Origin of the sequence: Moorena sp. SIOASIH (assembly GCF_010671925.1) — a bacterium.
GTDB lineage: Bacteria > Cyanobacteriota > Cyanobacteriia > Cyanobacteriales > Coleofasciculaceae > Moorena.
In genome coordinates this window covers 1,516,325-1,534,958 of record NZ_JAAHIH010000002.1, presented here as the reverse complement: position 1 = coordinate 1,534,958, position 18,634 = coordinate 1,516,325, and the positions used below count along the sequence as shown (strand labels likewise).

General features: G+C 43.5%; 16 protein-coding genes. 8 read left to right on the top strand and 8 right to left on the bottom strand.

Annotation, left to right across the window (positions count from 1 at the left end; genetic code table 11):
* Positions 1-166: 166 nt before the first annotated feature.
* A complete protein-coding gene (locus F6J90_RS14410; protein ID WP_293094406.1) occupies positions 167-1,642 on the bottom strand; it encodes a CIA30 family protein in 1,476 nt (491 codons plus the stop codon).
* Between the two features lie 239 nt (positions 1,643-1,881).
* On the opposite strand from F6J90_RS14410, the gene F6J90_RS14405 reads away from it, so the two are divergent.
* Entirely contained in the window at positions 1,882-3,000 is a 1,119-nt protein-coding gene (locus tag F6J90_RS14405; RefSeq protein ID WP_293094404.1) for a Fic family protein, read from the top strand.
* A gap of 192 nt (positions 3,001-3,192) precedes the next feature.
* Here F6J90_RS14405 and F6J90_RS14400 read toward each other — a convergent pair whose 3' ends face one another.
* Entirely contained in the window at positions 3,193-4,848 is a 1,656-nt protein-coding gene (locus F6J90_RS14400) for a hypothetical protein (RefSeq protein WP_293094401.1), read from the bottom strand.
* A 567-nt stretch (positions 4,849-5,415) separates the two neighbouring features.
* On the opposite strand from F6J90_RS14400, the gene F6J90_RS14395 reads away from it, so the two are divergent.
* Complete coding sequence (locus tag F6J90_RS14395; protein ID WP_293094398.1) at positions 5,416-5,928, top strand: hypothetical protein; 513 nt, start codon at positions 5,416-5,418, stop codon at positions 5,926-5,928.
* A 272-nt stretch (positions 5,929-6,200) separates the two neighbouring features.
* Here the strand turns inward: F6J90_RS14395 and F6J90_RS14390 are convergent, their stop codons facing one another.
* Both F6J90_RS14390 and F6J90_RS14385 read right to left on the bottom strand, forming a co-directional pair.
* Positions 6,201-7,049 (bottom strand): class I SAM-dependent methyltransferase, encoded by an 849-nt coding sequence (locus tag F6J90_RS14390; protein WP_293094395.1) that lies wholly within the window; start codon positions 7,047-7,049, stop codon positions 6,201-6,203.
* A 36-nt stretch (positions 7,050-7,085) separates the two neighbouring features.
* On the bottom strand, positions 7,086-7,283 hold the full coding sequence (locus F6J90_RS14385) for a hypothetical protein (protein ID WP_293094392.1): 198 nt from the start codon (positions 7,281-7,283) through the stop codon (positions 7,086-7,088).
* 207 nt (positions 7,284-7,490) lie between these two features.
* On the opposite strand from F6J90_RS14385, the gene F6J90_RS14380 reads away from it, so the two are divergent.
* A complete protein-coding gene (locus F6J90_RS14380) occupies positions 7,491-7,682 on the top strand; it encodes a hypothetical protein (RefSeq protein ID WP_293094390.1) in 192 nt (63 codons plus the stop codon).
* 127 nt (positions 7,683-7,809) lie between these two features.
* On the opposite strand, the gene F6J90_RS14375 is transcribed toward F6J90_RS14380, so the two are convergent.
* The 4 genes from F6J90_RS14375 to F6J90_RS14360 form a co-directional block, all read right to left on the bottom strand.
* A complete protein-coding gene (locus tag F6J90_RS14375; protein WP_293094896.1) occupies positions 7,810-8,427 on the bottom strand; it encodes a Uma2 family endonuclease in 618 nt (205 codons plus the stop codon).
* A 155-nt stretch (positions 8,428-8,582) separates the two neighbouring features.
* Entirely contained in the window at positions 8,583-8,999 is a 417-nt protein-coding gene (locus F6J90_RS14370) for a helix-turn-helix domain-containing protein (RefSeq protein ID WP_293094388.1), read from the bottom strand.
* Between the two features lie 468 nt (positions 9,000-9,467).
* Entirely contained in the window at positions 9,468-9,629 is a 162-nt protein-coding gene (locus F6J90_RS14365; protein ID WP_293094386.1) for a hypothetical protein, read from the bottom strand.
* A 48-nt stretch (positions 9,630-9,677) separates the two neighbouring features.
* A complete protein-coding gene (locus tag F6J90_RS14360) occupies positions 9,678-9,935 on the bottom strand; it encodes a hypothetical protein (RefSeq protein ID WP_293094384.1) in 258 nt (85 codons plus the stop codon).
* Between the two features lie 368 nt (positions 9,936-10,303).
* Here F6J90_RS14360 and F6J90_RS14355 point away from each other — a divergent pair, with 368 nt between their 5' ends.
* From F6J90_RS14355 to F6J90_RS14335, 5 genes are all read left to right on the top strand, one after another.
* On the top strand, positions 10,304-13,429 hold the full coding sequence (locus F6J90_RS14355; RefSeq protein WP_293094382.1) for a HEAT repeat domain-containing protein: 3,126 nt from the start codon (positions 10,304-10,306) through the stop codon (positions 13,427-13,429).
* Between the two features lie 813 nt (positions 13,430-14,242).
* Positions 14,243-14,416, top strand: a complete 174-nt coding sequence (locus F6J90_RS14350; protein WP_293094379.1) for a hypothetical protein — start codon at positions 14,243-14,245, stop codon at positions 14,414-14,416.
* Positions 14,417-14,682: 266 nt separating this feature from the next.
* Positions 14,683-16,011 carry a tetratricopeptide repeat protein gene (locus F6J90_RS14345; protein WP_293094376.1) on the top strand — a complete coding sequence of 443 codons (1,329 nt, stop codon included), beginning with the start codon at positions 14,683-14,685 and terminating at the stop codon, positions 16,009-16,011.
* Between the two features lie 275 nt (positions 16,012-16,286).
* Positions 16,287-16,448, top strand: coding sequence for a hypothetical protein (locus F6J90_RS14340; protein ID WP_293094373.1), 162 nt, complete (start codon positions 16,287-16,289; stop codon positions 16,446-16,448).
* Positions 16,445-18,595 (top strand): peptidase domain-containing ABC transporter, encoded by a 2,151-nt coding sequence (locus tag F6J90_RS14335; RefSeq protein WP_293094370.1) that lies wholly within the window; start codon positions 16,445-16,447, stop codon positions 18,593-18,595. The genes F6J90_RS14340 and F6J90_RS14335 overlap by 4 nt, the downstream gene beginning before the upstream one ends.
* Positions 18,596-18,634 lie beyond the last annotated feature (39 nt).

The window sequence follows — 18,634 nt, the reverse complement described above, 5'->3', positions numbered from 1 at the left end:
TGAAGAATGAAGAATGGAGAATGAAGAATGGAGAATAAATAATGAAGAATGGAGAATGAAGAATGGAGAATAAATAATGAAGAATGAAGAATGAGCGTAATTCTTAATTCTTAATTCTTAATTCTTAATTCTCAATTCTCAATTCTCAATTCGAATTTCCTTATACTTAATTGCTGTCGGTATTGAGACCGCAAAAGAGAGTTTGCCAGTCTCGCAAACCATCAGTTGCTTCTTTGACTTCAAAGGTGACATTACAAGCCTTGGGTTGCTCTAGCACCTGAACACAAAGTTCAGCAATATCTTCCCGACTTACTTTACCTCGGATATTGTCTCCTTGAGCAAACACTAAGGCTTGACCTCCCGGTTCTTCTGTCAAAGCGCAAGGTCTGATGATGGTATAGGAAACGCCACTGTCGCGAACTGCTTCTTCTCCTCGCAGCTTCCAAGTTAGAATTCCCCCTAGTTGGTCATTCATTCGTACCGCTGGTGGTTCTTCCTCTAGCTTAATTCCTGGACGACCTGGACGAGTCACCCCGGCTGAGCTAATCATAATGAATTGGGGCTTGGTGATACCCCCATAGGCTTTAATCGTTTCCACCTGTAGGACAAAAGAACCTGGAGCAAATTTTGGGTTCAGTGCGCCATCATACTCAAATTTACTCAGCATTAGCTGTATGGCACAGATGCGACTGGGATTGAAGGGAGCAGCATCTTTCAAGGTTTTGGCTCGAAATACGGGAATCAAATCAGCAAAGGGAATCGAAACATTCATCCACTGATCTTTCTGGGTGTCGAAGGAATAGCAGTAGGCAATTCCATCCCATTTCGATTCATTACGCAATATAAATTTATACCGTTGACCATCCCCTTTAACTCGCAGTTCTAGTCCTTCGTACTCAGCTAAGTTGAGGGGAGTTGGGAGATTGCGGGTGCGTACTGACACAAAGCCGCCAGAATTTGCTGTTGAGACATTGCCAGTAAACAGGGCAGCCTTGTCGATGAGGCGAATTGAACTCTCGCTGACACCACCCATGACTACATCATCCACAGCACCCCAGGTTTCTTGTAAGTCATCGGAAGGGTTTTGGAAGTCAAATAGGAGTTGTTTCCCTGGTTCGAGATACTCGGCTGCGGCTTGTACTAAGTTTTTGATACCCTGATACTCCACTAGTTCCGGGCTATCGACCACTTCTGGCCTATAGAACTTGATGCCCTGATAGTATTTTTCCCGGTTCGGGGTGTCTCCTTCTATGGGTTGCACCCGTGCTCCTGTACAACAGACTACAGCAGTAATGTTCTTGTATAGTGCTGGGGTCAAGGTGTCTGGATTAGTGATATCTGCCTCAAATAGTTCCAGGTTATCCCCAAGGATTTCCCTAGCTTTCTCAGTATTTCTGACTAGGGCACGTACAGGATAATTCTGCTCAACCAGACGGCGAACCACTCGCTTGCCTACACCCCCAGTTGCCCCAGCTATCAGTATTACTCCCATATCTTTTCCTCTACCCTGGCTCGATTGTTGATTATTGGCACGACCTGTGAATAATCGCTGTAGGCAGCTCAGGAAAGGGATAACCTCAAAGTAGCTTAGGGTTTGTATGAATCTGCCAGCATCCCATGGGGAGCGATTGTTTTGGGTCATAATTGCCTCAAGTGCATTTTTTATTCAGTTTATCGAAACCTGAGTGACTCTGAAGGTTACCTTTAGCATAGTACTGGATCTCTTCAGTAGATTTTTTCGAGTTGGTAATTATATCATAAAAATTTTTATTTATAGGCTTATTAACGAAAGACATAGCTTTTCGTTAATATAGAGCTGCCAAATATTCAGTATTAACGAAAGCGATAATAATGGTTAGCGCTAACAGAGCAGGCCAGTATGTGGATCAGCTTAGTGGATATAAAGCTTTCATACCGAATCCGTTGCCGCCTGTGTCTGACATCATTATGGATGACGAGATGTTGCAGCTTCTATCTCAGGCGGATCGTGCATTGGGTAGGCTAGATGGATCAACAGATGCTCTGCCTAACCCTGACCTATTTGTGTTTATGTATGTTCGCAAAGAAGCGGTTTTGTCGAGTCAGATTGAGGGAACACAGGCATCTTTGATAGATGTTCTGGAATTTGAATCCCAAACACTCGAACCAGATAATCCTCAAGAAGTGGCTGAGGTGGTTAACTATATCGCTGCTATTAACCACGGTCTTGAGCGCTTGAACCATTTACCTGTGTGTTTGCGCCTGATTCGGGAAATACACCAGAAGTTAATGCAAGGAGTGCGAGGTTCTGAGCGAGATCCAGGTGAGTTTCGTAGTAGCCAGAATTGGATTGGTCCGGAAGGATGTTCCCTCAAAAATGCTACTTACGTTCCACCTCCACCCCATGAAATGAAACAAGCTTTAGATAATCTAGAAAAGTTTTTGCATGATTCAAAACCAATTCCCGCTTTGCTAAAAATTGGATTGGCTCATGCTCAGTTCGAGACAGTTCACCCTTTTCTTGACGGCAATGGCAGAACGGGGCGTCTACTAATTACATTTCTTCTATGTGAGCAGAATATACTCAAGCGCCCGCTTTTATATATTTCTTACTATTTCAAGAAATATCGCTCTGAATACTATGACCGACTTCAGGCTGTCAGAGATAGTGGCAACTGGGAAGGCTGGCTAAAGTTCTTTCTGCGTGGTGTTTACGAAGTCGCTCAAGAAGCGTCCGCTACTGCCCGCAAGATAGTCACCATGAAAGAGGAACATCATCAACTACTCCTGAATAAGATGGGGAACCGAGCTGGACAGGCTATAGTGCTGCTGGATCGCCTTTATTTTCAACCAATGATCACTATTGAACATGTTCAAGAAATTATTCAACGCACATATCCTAATGCCAACAAATTAGTTAATAATCTGTGTGATGTTGGTCTTTTACAAGAAATTACCGGGCAAAAACGTAATCGCGTTTTTGCTTACGCTCCATACTTAGATATTTTTAAGGAATCTTAGCAATTTATCCAATTGATTCAACCCATCAATTGGATAAATTGCTAAATTATTCGCCTTTAACTTAATCACTAGTTTAATCCCTAGTTGAATTGAGAATTGAGAACTTATAATTGAGAACTTATAATTTCTTCATTCTTCATTCTTCATTCTAAATTCTCAATTCTCAATTCTTCATTCTAAATTCTTCATTCTTCAATTCCCCTTTCTTAGTAAGCGCTGGAAAATCTGCAAGTTCTGATCGAGCCAATCGAGCCATTTCAGACTACTCGATAAAGATTTCGGTGGATCGGAAATCAGGGTATCTAGAGCAATCAGGCGCTGGAAATTGATCTTGACTGGATCATGACGCTTTGTGGAACCGTCTTTGCCATAAAACTTGACACCAGCTTGTTGCTGCATAAGATTGATCAATTCTTGAGCAACAATACCGTAGCCAATGGTAGTGGGATGAATGCCATCTAGGGTGAAGAAACCACCGCTGGTGCGACCAGTGGCATCGGATCTAAAAAAGCGAGTATCTGGTACTGGTGAAAGAGCTTCCAGTTCGGGTGGTAGCTGATAGGGAGTCCACCAATCTGGTCTGGCGTCGGGGTCTTCAATATAACGTCGATAAGCTAAGCAATCCAGTAATCCTGCTAATTCAAATAAATACCAATCTCGACCTTCTTTTCGAGCCTGACCTACAGCATCAGCAATATATTCGTTGTACTGGTCAATGACGCTATCAATTGCTCGGGCTTGTTGTCCGGTAATGTGGAGGTCACGGTTGGGGTCGAAATCTTCGTCGCTAATCCAAGGACGGGTGTAGTAGGGGAAGTATCGCGAGCCAGTAGCCATTTTATCTCCTACTCCACGACCAATGGGCGCAATGGTGACATGGGGAACTGTAGCCCAAATGACATGGCGAGCTTTAATTTGCTTGATTTGCTCCACTACTTGATCCAATTCAGCTTTGAAATCTTCCGGACACCAGACCGTAGGTCGCTGATTGGGCTGTGGTGAATTTGAATCGCGATCGCAACTCCATCTGACCTGTAGTTGAGCAATGCTGCCCATGGCATTATTCGCCCCAATCATGACCATGAGGCTTTCAATACCATCTCCCTGACCGTTTTCTAAACTTCCTTCTTGCCCTAGTGCCACGGCAGCTTGGACTGGGGTAAGTGCTTTACCCTCTGAATCCCGTGCGGAGTCCAAAACCCTCAATGCCCCATGTTCGTTAGCATTCTCAACAATTTGCCGCAATAGATCATCCGTTGGTGCCTGGATTGCCTTTCTCAGAGTATCTGCGTCATGAGAGATAATGTCTTTTAGATTCCACCCATAAATAGCGAGATTGTGGTTAATCTCTTGGTTCATAGCAACAGTAGAGCCAACGCCCCCTTGCCAACCAGGACCCCGTTCCCAATAATCTTCTAAGTCATCCATAAATTGGCGGATTGAAAACAGGGCCGGTCCTAATTCCCACCACTGTATCTGGTCACCAAACTGTCGCTCTAAGTGCCGAACTAAATACTCCAGATTCAGGGGCAATCCACCCAATTCACCATATTGGCTTGGACGGCGCAGGTGTTCTTCCCAACCCATTTCTTGACCAATCATCATGGGATAGGATAGGTCAGTGTTAAAAATTGCTCCATTCTGGACGCCGTGGCTGAGGGAATCACCAATGGTGACCAGTCGATGTCGGGGAGTGCCTGGCTGTTGGTTGACTTCAATACTTAATTCCGGACGGATACCCAGAGTAGGGTCTGTTTCCGGTGGACGCCCTTGAGCTTGGATAACATCCTTGACCTGATCTGGAGCGTCAAAGTCGAGCATGTCTTTGGTAAGCAAACGTTTGACCATAGTTGCCTGTTTATGAAAAAGAGTGATGATTAGTTATTAGATAATTCACTGATGCTGAGGTGAATTCCAGAAAAGTAAGCATATGCGCTACGCGCACGCGTGCGCGTTCAGCTTCAGGGGTATGGCAATGTTATAAGCCCGTTTTTATATGGGTTGTAAACACAGGTATTGCTTTAAAAGGCAAAAGGCAAGAGGCATGCATGCTAGAGGGGAAAGAGATCCGGAGTTTTATTGGATAATAAAAAAAGACCATACAGGTTTACATCTGATTTATAAACACGCTTATCAGTTTTGAATTGGTTGAGGTACCTTGTCCTAGGTTTTAGGGAGGGAGTAGAGAGTAGGGAGTAGGGAGTAGGGAGTAGAGAACTTCGGAAGTGGGAAACAATCCTGTTTACCTTATTACTATGATCAACGCTATATGCTTGCCCGCTAATGTGCTGGGAGCCTGGTAAACAAAGACAGTAGAGAGGTTAATAAAGATTTGGTAGTTTCAGAGAAGATCAGGTTAAAACGGTAAAGAAGTGATTAATTCCCTGGATAATTCCAATATATCCCCTACAAACTATGAATGCCAAACCTAGCATTAAACTCCCATGGATATTTATCCGTAGTTTAAATAAGACTGTCTGGATGATTTCTAGTCTTGCCCTACTGACAGTAGCTGCCGAATCGTCTTTAGGAGAACCCTCACCCCCTACCCCGACAACACTAACCCTAGAATCTCCTGCTCCTGAACTCCCAGTTACCCCTTCAGCCACCTCTTTATCTGGTCATTTAAAAAAAATTGGTGCTAAAATGTATGGCGCTTACTGGTGTCCCTATTGCCAAAAGCAGAAGCAAATGTTTGGTGAAGCATTTAAGCAGATTAATTATATTGAATGTGACCCAAGGGCTGAAACGTCCCAAACTAACCTCTGTATTGAAGCGAAGATCAGAGCCTTTCCAACTTGGGAAATTAATGGTCGGTTTTTCCCAGGTATGCTGTCTTTAGAGCAATTGGCTAAATTTTCAGGCTACTCAGTAGAAGGTGCTACAGAATCAATACGAGTGGTGGAGGAAGAACAAAAAGAACAATAACTAAAGAACAATAACTAAAGAACAATAAGTAATAGCAATAGTATAAGGTTTAACCTGTAAAAACGTAAGGTAAGCAGTCAGCAGTCAGCAGTCAGCAGTCAGCAGTCAGCTTATTTTATTCAAAAGCACCTCAAGGTGGCACAGGCTTCTAGCCTGTGGTGGCACCGGCTTCGACGCTGGGACTTAGCCCATTAGCTGATAGCTGATAGCTGATAGCTGATAGCTGATAGCTGATAGCTGATAGCTGATAGCTGAATGCTTACGTCTAGGGATTATTTAATAATAGAAAATGGAACCGATTTCCTGGCGAAAACAAAAAACGTTGTAATATCTATCCAAATGCCTTTTGCTGTGGATAATTGCTCAACGGCTGCAAAGAATTCATTTTTGAATTGTGCTAATTTATCTGGAGAAAGCTGGAAAATTTCCGCGCCAAAGGCACTCTTTGAGTTTCCCCGCCAAGAGTTTGCTGCTACTGTTTGAGTATCACTGCTGTAGGAACCAAATTGCTCAGTTTTGACGTTGATGTCTTGAAAACCTGCTTCGGTGAGTAGCTGGTGACATTTCTCGGGACTACCAAGGGGTCCATTGGGATTAGGAATTACAATGCCATAGTCTCGTGCTTTTTCTCGAAACAGACCCCCTGTGGGGAAGGCGTTTGCGGCAAAACAGGAAAATCCGACTAATCCTCCTGGTTTTAGGAAGCGATACCACTGGCGTAAAGCAGCAGGGATATCTGTTAAGTATACAATGGCTGAAGAACATAGAATCCTATCGAAACTATTATCTTGGAAGTTGAAATTTTCGGCATCTGCTTCTAGAAATTCGATGTTGTTGAGACCTTCGGCTTTAACTTTTCGTTGGGCTAGATTGAGCATGCCTGAGGAAATATCTACACCGACAACAGCTCCAGAAGCACCGACAATTTTGGCTGCAAGAATTGCTACTAAACCTGTGCCGGTAGCAATATCTAGAATTCGTTGTCCAGTTTTCAGGTGGGATAGTTCTACTAGACGATTGGCTAGCCGAGGGTGAAAGCTTCCTTGATCATAGTTTGGTCTGGTGTTAAAGTCAGCTTTGACGTTCTCTTTGAATTCATTGATACTTATCTGGTGTTTCATGGTTTGTCGAGATGGAAAATCTGATCACTAGCTTAACTAGGATGAAGGAGGCTTAATCACTTCAAAGTCTGACTCATCTAGAGATAGTATAAATGGTTGATCATTCTGCTCAAATGGATTTTCCTCTAATCTGACTATCCAACGACCGGATTCTTCCCGTGCTTCAATACGACCCGAAAGACCCGCAACATACTCAGGATAAAGGACTCGAACTAAGGTTCCTACTTTGAGCATCTCAATCACTATCTATACTCCCAATGTCCACCTGATTTTACCTTTAATTAACCTAATCTTAAATTTAAATTGTTACAATATTAAGTTAACTGCTTAAGCAGAACCGTTAATCCTAATGGGCAACAGGGAACAGGGAACAGGGAACAGGGAACAGGGGGTAAGCATCATAGTGTCGGATGGGTAGACACAACGGTTAATGCCAATGGGATGCTCAGCAAACAGCCCCTACGCGAACGCACTACAGTGATCGGATCCATATCCACAACAGTTAATGCCAATGGGATTTGCCTAAGGCCACGCTACGCGATCACGCGATCGCACCATCGCATCTCTTTCCTACTATTCCCTATTCCCTGTTTAGCTCAAGCCTATATGGCATCTCAATTAAAAATGCCATAGGGTTTCTGATAGTTATGAGGTACATTCAATTTTATTACCCCTACTCCCTACTCCCTACTCCCTACTCCCTACTCCCATTAACCCAGGACTCTTTACCTCACCCAATTGATAACTGCTATACTGCTGATTAACTGACCGCTTGAAAAACCTGTTCAGCATTTAACCTTAACTCTGGAAAGGTTGGCGATAAGATACGGTTAGCTCCTCGGAACTGACTAACGTGATATTCGCCATCTATCAATTGGTACACTGATAAAGTAGGTTGTTTAGGATTGCCAATAAATCGCCTACCGCCTAAACCTAAATAATCAACAATCCAATATTCAGCAATTCCGAAAGACTCGTAATCTTCCAGTTTTAAAGCGTAATCGTCACTCCAGTTTGTTGAAACCACTTCTACAACTAAACGAACAGAAGACCCCCGTGTGATAATGGATTCTTTTTCCCAGCGTGGTTCGCTATCGGTAACCCTTTGCTTGTCTAAAACGATTACATCTGGTTCATACCCAGACTCTGTTTGTGGTTTGATCACGCATTCTTTGGGAATAAAGTAAGGCAATTGACAGCGTCGAATTTCTAAAAACAGTTCACCTCCTATAAACCCGGCTACCTCTGAATGCATTCCCGTTGGTTTTGGCATCTCGACAATTACCCCATCATGCAGTTCGTAGCGCCTTTCTGAATTGACTGGATACCAATCAATAAATTGATCAAATGTTACTGGTTTGGGTAAGGCTTGAATCATTGTGGATATGAGGGAGCAGGGAGCAGGGTTGTAAGTGTTGTAAGTGTTGCAAGTGTTGTCAAGTGTGGGGAGCAAGTGGTGTGGTTTGCACCATGCATGACTGATCGCTATTCCCTCCTAGGGCGTAGCGCTATAAGTAATAGCTTAGACCTGGCTCAGCTAACTTTAAAATCAGAAATCGTCTCAATCCATACCCGTGCTCCACAGTGTAGGGGATTATCTGGGCGATACATGACCCGACAAGGGCCATTGACTTCGACAGTATGACCGTAAATATTTTTAGAGCCGCGTTTTACGGTAATCACGGGATTGCGTTCGCCGGTGTTGTGATTTTGGCGAATCACTTTTTGATTAACGTGGATAACAGCTTTAGTGTACTGTGTACGCTTTGACCAATTCCGCTTTGGTCCACGAGTACCGGGAGTGACCACTGGCATACCGTCAAATAAGGGAATCACCCAAGTTCTACCGACCTTATACGCTCCTTTGACTCTGCCCTTGCTCAAAAGAAAACGGACGCGAGTAGCAGAGACACCTAGTAATTCAGCAGCTTGTGCGGTAGAAATCATCATGGCGGTAAAACCATTGCTTTAACGATATTGTTATTTTAACACAATTTTGCAGAAGATGCTAGGGGAGGTGTGGGGGGTATGGGAGGTTAAAAAAACTATTGCACTGTCGCAAGGTGCAGTAAGTGTGGTAAGGGTGGTTAGAAAAAACTATTGCACTATCACAAGGTGTGATAAGGGTGTTAAGCGTGGAAACTTTAAAAAAACTATTGCACTGTCGCAATTAAGTCTTGATTTGAGAATGACAGGACTTACGCACTCAGATATATAAAATCTCTCTAACCTTCTGCTCCCTACTCCCTACTCCCTATTCCCTGTTCCCTGTTCCCTGTTCCCTGTTCCCTCAACAAAAAAAATTCGGTCAAGTCCTGGTTAATTCCAATGCTTGACCGAATTATTTCTTTTAATAGTCAAGAGCCCTAGGGTTTTTGACTATGTGTTCACCAAATCAACAACATATCAACTTAGGTTTCAGACTTCGTACTTTCTCCTGAATTTTGACCTGTCGCCAGCGATGCAGCGCGGTCTTGGGGAGGCAGCGCGGTCTTGGGGAGGCAGCGCCGCCAAAGGGGGTTTCCCCCATGAGCGACTGCCGTGGTCTCCCCCATGAGCGACTGCCGTGGTTTCCCCCATGAGCGACTGCATCAAGACAGGGATTGGCATCCCTGGCAAGTTGCTATCTTAATCTAGCAACAGATATCGAATCAATATACTGATCACCTCACCAGAATTTCCGATAGGTTGAGGAGTGCTCCACTCATGAACTTGTGCGTAGCCACGGCTATAAAGGTTATAGATTGTGACCCGCACGGTTTTGGCAGAACCAATCAATATATGTTTAATTTCTTCCCGTCCTGGCTGGGCTTGGCCAGATAATTCAGGGAGATTAGGATTGTTGGGATTATACTCAAAATTTGGTAGAAAGTTTTCGATGTCCATAATGTTTTTTGTTGTTTATTTTCGGAACAATTTTATTGTAAAAAAAAATTTTTATTTTGTCAATCATTTTTTTAAATATTTTTTGCGGCAGGTAGTATATATAAATAACTAGATTAGTATTTTGTTTTTTTGCTTATTTTTGGATTAGCGTTGCCTTTTTTTATGGATTAAAATGGATAATTAGGAATTAGGTATTAGGGGTTATATTGGGGGAGGTGGTTCCTGTAGCGGCTTCTATTTACCATGGCTTTCTCTAGTATTTACCAAGTAATTGTAAAAAAGTATTACAGTTTTTTTTACTATTATCGATTCCTTGAGCACAGGGCTATACTATAATTGAAGTAATTGAAGAACAGAATTAGATATCAATGATAGAACCCTTGTCAGTATTAGCCGGTTGGGCAATCCCGAAAATAGGGGAATCGTTATTGGAGATTGTTTCGGGACAAGGATGGGATAGCTTAAGTCAAGCTCTGACTAAAAGCGATGTAGACAAGGCAATCAAAGGGGGAGAAGCGGCAGTAAAAGAATGGGAAAAACAACGGGATCCGAGCCAGCGCTTATTTTATTACGCTAGACCGGATGGCTGGAATGGAGTTAATAATTTTTTGCGGGACTATTGTACTAATTCTGCTGTTTTGGCCGAATTACAAAAACCGTTACTTAATCAAGGTAAACCAGAGCGAGAGATTTTAAGCACGGTATTTCAACAGCAAGCTGAAGGGCATAACATTAAACTGAATCAAGACAGTATCAAGCCTTGGGTGGAGACATTTATTAATGCTTATTTTGAGCAGACGGATACTTATATAAAATTTCAGGTAGCTAAACATGATTATTGTGACCAATTAGCTAACTGGTTTGATGATGTTAAATTTGCTGGCATTGCTGTGCCTGGGCAAGAAGTAGAAAAATCGGAGAAGTTAGCGCAAATTTTTGTAATGCCAGATGTGCTGGAAGACCTATCAACTGCTGGCGCTTGGGAACGGGATTGGTTAGCAGCTGGTAGTGGGGAAATGTCAGAAACAGCACTATTGGCAAAGACAACTGGCCGGAAATTCTTGGCTGAGCAGTTATTGAGCCAAAGTCAGTCGAGACGAGTGGTGATATTGGGTGCGCCAGGCTCTGGTAAAACAACCTTGATGAGTTATTTTGCAGTAATGTTGGCTCAGAGCAAACCTGACATTTTGGGGTTAGATGGTGATACGGACTGGCTACCGATTTTAATTAGGATGCGAGATTTTGCGATAAATCTCGATAAAAGCCTGATCGACTATGCTCGGGTATTTGCTGAAAACACGATGTCAGTCAAACCCTTACCAGTAGGATTTTTTGAGCATTGGTTGTCTGATGGTAGGGCGTTGATATTGCTAGATGGTTTGGATGAAGTCGCAGAAGAGGCTAAACGGAATGATGTAGTCAGGCGCATCGAGAATTTTTTGGGACAGTTTGACAGAAATCGCGCTATTATTACATCTCGCCCTGCTGGTTATCGGCGCGACTTTTTCCGCACTGAGGAATTTCCCCACTATCAAATTGAACCCTTTGATGATAATAAGATTTCCGCTTTTATTGATAACTGGTATAACAGCAGGTTTCAAGACCAAGCAGAAGCTCAAAGGCGCAAGCAGAGTTTACAAAAGGCTCTGGATGATAATGACCGGATTAAGCTATTGGCACGAAATCCGTTATTGTTGACAATCATTGCGTTGATTCATCGGTATCAAGCGGTATTGCCCAAAGAACGCTTTGAGCTTTATAATTGCGCCGTCAAGACTTTGTTAACCTCTTGGGATGCTAACAAAGAAATCAGCAGTCAGGGAATATTTAAGTATCTAGATTTGTATGATTTGCGGCGATTGATGGAATTGTTGGCTTATTGGATTCATACCCAGGGAAATGTTGAAGATAACGAAAGCGGTACGTTTATAGACCGGGATGATTTGATTGATCAGTTGAGTCAGCAGATTAAAACCTTGAAGCAAGTGCAGTTATATCAAGCTAAAGAAGAAGCAGAAGCATTTGTAACCTTGATTCGCGATCGCACGGGTTTATTGAATGAGCAAGGGCAGAATTGTTATGGTTTTGTTCATAAGACGTTTCAGGAATATTTGTGTGCTGAAGAGATTGACTATCAGGCGGATAATGAGGGAGATTTTGAAATTGTTTTGAATCAGATTCGGGAGCATTTGCATGACTCCCACTGGCGCGAAGTGTTACTATTACTGATAGCACAACAAAAACCGAAAAAGGCAGCAAGAGCAATTCGGGCAGTTTTGACTAATAACAGTAACTATGAGCAGTGGTTGCATCGGGATTTGTTGTTTGCTGGTAGTTGCTTGGCGGAAGACCCGAAGAATTTGCGTGGTGCTGATGGTGGATTGGTGCAAGAAATTTTGGAGCGGTTGTTTGAGTTGGAAGTGAGTCGTCAGGAGCGGGTTGGGGAGAGGGTTTACGAGCAGGTTTTTAATATAATTTGTAGTTTGTATGAAACCGATTTTCAAACACAGGTATTGGAATTGTTGAAAGAGCAATCTAATCGAATTGATGAGTGGCGATTGCTTAACTATCGATACGAGTTAGGGGAAAAGGATCAGGTAATTACAACATTTCTGGAACGACTAAAGGATGATAAGTTTTATGTGCGTGTGAGGGCAGCCGATGCCTTAGGCGAATTGGGCAATAGCTCAGAAACCGTAGTCAACGCCCTCTTAGCAAGGTTTCAGGATGAGAATTCTGATGTGCGTTGGAGGGTAGCCATAGCCTTGGGCGAATTGGGCAACAGCTCAGAAACCGTAGTCAGCGCCCTAATAGCAAAGCTTCAGGATCCTGATGCTAGTGTGCGTGACAGGGCAGCCGTGGCCTTCGGCAGATTGGGTAACAACTCAGAAACCGTAGTCAGCGCCCTAATAGCAAAGCTTCACGATGAGCATTCTGAGGTGCGTGGGGGGGCAGCCTATGCCTTAGGCAAATTGGGCAACAGTTCAGAAACCGTAGTCAACGCCCTCCTAGAAAAGCTTCACGATGATAATTCTCGTGTGCGTAGAGGGGCAGCCGATGCCTTGGGCAGATTGGGTAACAGCTCAGAAACCGTAGTCAACGCCCTCCTAGAAAAGCTTCACGATGATAATTCTCGTGGTGTGCGTGGGTGGACAGCCTTGGCCTTAGGCAATTTGGGCAACAGCTCAGAAACTGTAGTCAACGCCCTACTAAAAGGGCTTCAGGATGATAAGTTTTATGTGCGTGTGAGGGCAGCCATAGCCTTGGGCAAATTGGGCAACAGCTCAGAAACTGTAGTCAGCACCCTACTAGCACAGCTTCAGGATGATAAGTTTTATATGCGTGTCAGAGCAGCCTCAGCCTTGGGCAAATTGGGCAAAACATCTAATCATGTTCTGCCTACTGTGATTAAATGGATTGAACAACACCAGGATTCCGACTATGTGGGCAGTGGTATTGATGTGCTGTGGGATTTAGTCGTAGGTGAGGAATAGGGCGTGGGGGGAGTTTACTGCATCAAGAGGATCTAAGGATTTTTTGGTGTTATAGCGCTACGCGCAAGGCAAGAGGCATGCATGGCTATTGGCAACAGTTTACTACAACAGCTTTTGCTGCTTGTATAGCGTTTCTAGGACTCATGAGGTACACATTATTTTTCACCTCTTCCCTCTTCCCTTCCCCTCCTGGGAGGGGTTAGGGGTGGGTTCCTGCTCCCTGCTCCCTGCTCCCTAAAAACCAGAAATTTGTACCTCACAAGTCGTAGAATTGCTATAGTCGTAGAAATGCTATATCAATGTCAAACACCTTAATGGGTAGCGCTATATCCTAAATTAGGATTTGGTTTCAGGATCGATTTGGTATTGCGATCGCATTATCAAATCTTTTTTATTTTAGGCAATAGGTAATAGGGAATAGGCAATAGGGAAGAGGAAAAATAGGTGTTTAGCTGATTAATATAATCAACACTTATTCATAGCTAATTATATTGGTTTACTGAATAAAAGCTATACTGTCAAAGGGTTGTAATGATTTTTAATGGTTTTCAGGCAGATTGGCAATTTAAAGGCAAAATAATTTACTATAATCCGCAAGTTAGTTCTGAGAATTAATAAAAATTTTATCCCGGTTTTATTGACATTTTTATTTGGGAATAGTTAATCTAAATATAGTCGTTGTTAAAGAGAGGAATGACTGGGATTTAACTTTTGCCGAGGTTTCCCAATCATTCCAAATCAGGGCAACGCCCCACCTGAAGTTCACAATCAGTTTCAGGTGTTTAATGTCAATGTAAATGATGGAGAAATGCAATGTCAAATTTTGAGATGACTCGTAATGCTAAAAAAGATGAAGACCTGCGCAACAGCTCTAGCCAGACTGAGCGCACTGAGCAAACAGAAAACACAGAAGAGATCACCGAACTGTCCTTTGAAGCAATGGAAACTATTGCCGGTGGTGGTAGATGCTGCTGGCATCTGAATTAGTAGTGAAAGCCTTTCGGCTAGGCCAACCGTGGCACTGCCGATAATTTGGGCTGATCTGATTGCGGATCACTATAACTAAGAACCCTAGTGCAACGGGGTACAAATAACCCACCAGTAAAGAAGATGTGGGAGCGATGATATTCCCATCTGCGCACTGATGGAAAATGTTCCTCCCGTTGCACTAGTTTTTTTATTGGCTTGTGAACACAAGTTGCTAGGACCAGCTGATGGGGCTGCTTAGCAATACCCAAAGAGGAGATAGATTTATGCCTTCGATCTACAGTTCACCGATAGCTTGGCTAAATCGACCATATTTAGATCTAGGTCCAATCAATGGGGGATCGCCACATCTCTATAAAGTAGAGTTCAGTTACCGTCATTTAATCAGTGAGACACGAGTGCCCTATCGGGTGCAGGTGAGCCTTCCCACCTCATTTCGGGAATCTGTGATCCGAGAGACTGGTATGACCCAATACCAAGTTGATCACCCACTACAACTGGCTAATGAGTTAAGAACTGAACGATGGCAGACGCTCTGTGACTACTTGACCCATTACCAGGAGCTTAAGCCTGTTACCAAGCTATTGGTAATACATCTTCTGAGCAGCTTATGCCTACATCGAACAGTTCTAGACTATGTGCCAAAGATGTCAGCAGCAGAGATAGCCAGTGATTCACGACTGGCTGCACTGGCTTTCTATCGAGCAATGTCAACGTTAATTTTACATATTGATTCTGGCAAACCTTACAGTCTAGAGGAATTTGAAATCATTGCCACTCATGCTCCATCTGGTGATCGGGTTAGGATTAATGCCATTCACCAGCTTCTGGTTGAGTATGGAAGAACCTTCAAAGATGTTGCAAAAGCTGAGTTTTGGGGTTCAGTTCTTATCAAAGAAATCCAGGAAATTAAACCGTCCCTGGATGATTTTTCTTACAAACTTTTGATGAGCATTTACTGTCGTGCTATTGTTTTTATTCCCCTGCTACATCGGGATAAAGACAAGGTCGTCCAGGAAATGGAGCTTTGCCAATCCTATGCAGAAAGCTTGATTGGTGAGAATGAAGAGCAGCAGATAGTAGCCTATGAGAACCAAAATATTATTTTAGAGAGCCGAACCAAGGAAGCTCTGTGGCTAGGGGACTTTGATCTAGCTGAGCAGCGCATCCGACAGGCAGTTGAGAGGGATCCTTTAGATCCTAGATATCGTCTTGAGTTGGGACAAGTCCTAATCAAGCAGGGTAGAATTGAGGAGGCAGCAAAGGCGTATCGTTCAGGAACCAAGCTTGGTCCTCCAGGAACAGCAGTTGCTTGGTTTATGGCAGGTCAGTGTTACCAATCCCTGGGTGAACTGGATATGGCTTGCGATTGTTACCTAGCTGCTGTGCATGTTGATCCATTGGCTATTTCTCCTGTAAAGCGACTGACTGGTTTAGCTACCGATCTGGGTAACTCTGTACTCGCTAACTGGAGTCAACTGCGTTTGACGGAACTGCAAGCAGAAAAACAACGTATTTTGGAAGAGGGTGAGCGTTCATTTACTGCCGAAGTTTCTTTTAAGAGGAAGACCTCCCGAGAGGCAGTTACCGCCTAGGGCGTGTTTTCAAAGTTTTCCGCAAGATTATGATCCCCCCCAGCCCCCCTTAAAAAAGGGGGGAGCCATACTCAAAGTCCCCCTTAAAAAAGGGGGGAGCCATACTCAAAGTCCCCCTTTTTTAAGGGGGATAATGGGGGATCTCCGAGGCAAGAAAACAGGCCCTAGTCCGAATTCCGAAGTACAGCACTACCCATTAAAGTTAGGACATTGATACAAGTAGCAAAAGCTGTTCTAGTCAACTATTGCCTATTGCCGTCTTGATGCAGTCGCTCATGGGGGAAACCACGGCAGTTGCTCATGGGGGAGACCACGGCAGTCGCTCATGGGGGAAACCCCCTTTGGCGGCGCTGCCTCCCCAAGACCGGACTGCCTCCCCAAGACCGCGCTGCATCGCTATTGCCTATTGCCTAGCGCGTAGCGCTATACCAGCATGAAGTACCAGATTGTTCTACAGCACAGCGAAGAAGACTGTGGTGCTGCTTGTCTAGCTTCCATTGCTAAACATTATGGTCGTACCTTCACCATTAGCCGTTGTCGGGAAGCAGTAGGAACTCGAAGACAAGGCACCACATTATTGGGATTGAGGCAAGGAGCAGATGCCCTGGGTTTCAATAATGTTAGAGGAGTCAAAGCCACCCTAGAAGCGGTCAACAAAAAATCCCTGCCCCTACCAGGGATTATCCACTGGAAGGGCTATCACTGGGTAGTTTTATACGGCAAACGGGGCAATAAATATGTGATCGCTGATCCCGCTGTAGGCATCCGGTATCTCGAAAAAAAGTGGCTCCAAGAAGCATGGCCCAATGGGGTAATGCTTCTGTTGGAACCCGATCCAGTCCGCTTTTTTGCCCAAGAGGATGAAAAAGATAAAATTGGTGGGTTGGATCGCTTTCTCAAGCGCTTCTGGCCCTATCGCCATCTCATAGCTCAAACTATTCTGCTCAATTTCGTTGTGGGTCTGATTGCCCTGACTACCCCTTTTTTACTGCAAATCCTCACGGATGATGTGCTCTTGCGAGGGGATTCCCAACTGCTGACCAGAATCGTGATGGCTATTATCGTCATGAGTCTAGTTAGCAGCAGCCTGGAGCTAGCCCAATCAAATCTTATTGCCCACTTTGCCCAACGTCTGGAATTAGGGCTGATCTTAGACTTCGCACGACAAATTTTACGCTTACCTTTAGGTTACTACGAATCCCGCCGGAGCGGCGAAATTGCCAGTAGACTACGAGATATTGGAGTAATTAACCAGTTAGTTTCTCAAGTTATTATCAGTTTGCCCAGTCAACTGTTTGTGGCCTTGGTTTCTTTGGTTTTGATGCTGTTGTACAGTGTAAAGTTGTTGGTATTTGCTGGTTTTCTCGCTATTTTAATGACCTTGTCTACGGTAGCTTTTCTACCAAAATTACAACAAAAAACCCGTAATGTTTTAGTAAATGATTCAGAAAATCAAGGTGTATTGGTAGAAACATTCAAAGGTGCTATCACCCTCAAAACTATTACAGCAGCTCCCCAATTTTGGGAAGAATTTCAACAGCGTTTTAGTCGCCTAGCAAATGTTAGATTCAGTACTATTCAGATTGGAATTGTTAACAATACATTTTCTAAATTAATTGCCAGTGTCGGTAGCATTATCTTGCTCTGGTTTGGCAGCACCCTAGTGATTAACAATGAATTAAGCACTGGTCAGCTGTTGGCACTTCACAATCTGAATCGTAATGTCACGATATTAATTATTACTTTAGTGAACTTTGTCGATGAATTTGTTCGTGCTAATACGGCGTCTGAGCGACTTAATGAGGTAATTGATGCTACACCAGAAACTCAAGATGATACCAAAAAACCCTATACCAATATTCCGGAAGATTCAGATATTATTTGTACCAATATAAATTTTAACCATGCGGGTAGGGTTAACCTTTTAAAAGATTTTAGTCTCAATATTCCTGGGGGTAAAGTTATTGCCCTGATTGGCAAGTCTGGCTGTGGTAAAAGCACCCTAGCTAAACTAATTGCTGCATTATATCCACCTCAATCGGGTAATATTCGTATTGATATTTATAACCTACAAGACCTCTCTCTAGATTGCCTGCGGCAACAAGTAGTTCTGGTTCCCCAAGATGCCCACTTTTGGAGTCGATCAATTCTAGAAAACTTCCGTTTAGGTAATCCCCAGGTTAGTTTTGAGAAGATTGTAAGAGCTTGTCAAATTACGGGAGCTGACGAATTTATCATGAATTTACCTGATAAATATCAAACGATATTAGGAGAATTTGGTTCCAATCTTTCGGGTGGACAACGGCAGAGATTAGCCTTATCCAGAAGTATTGTTAATGATCCACCAATACTAATTCTAGATGAATCTACTGGTGCCCTCGACCCGGTGAGTGAGGGTGAAGTTTTAAATAATTTGTTTGACCACAGGAAAGGGAAAACAACAATTATGATTAGCCATCGACCCAGAGTTATCCAGCGTGCTGATTGGATTGTGCTGTTGGATAAAGGGCAATTGAAAATGCAAGGTCTTGTGGAAGATTTACGGAATAAACCTGGCGATCATTTAGATTTCCTAATTCCTTAGGCGGGTTAACTTAAAGGATAAAAAATCAAAAGGAGTGTG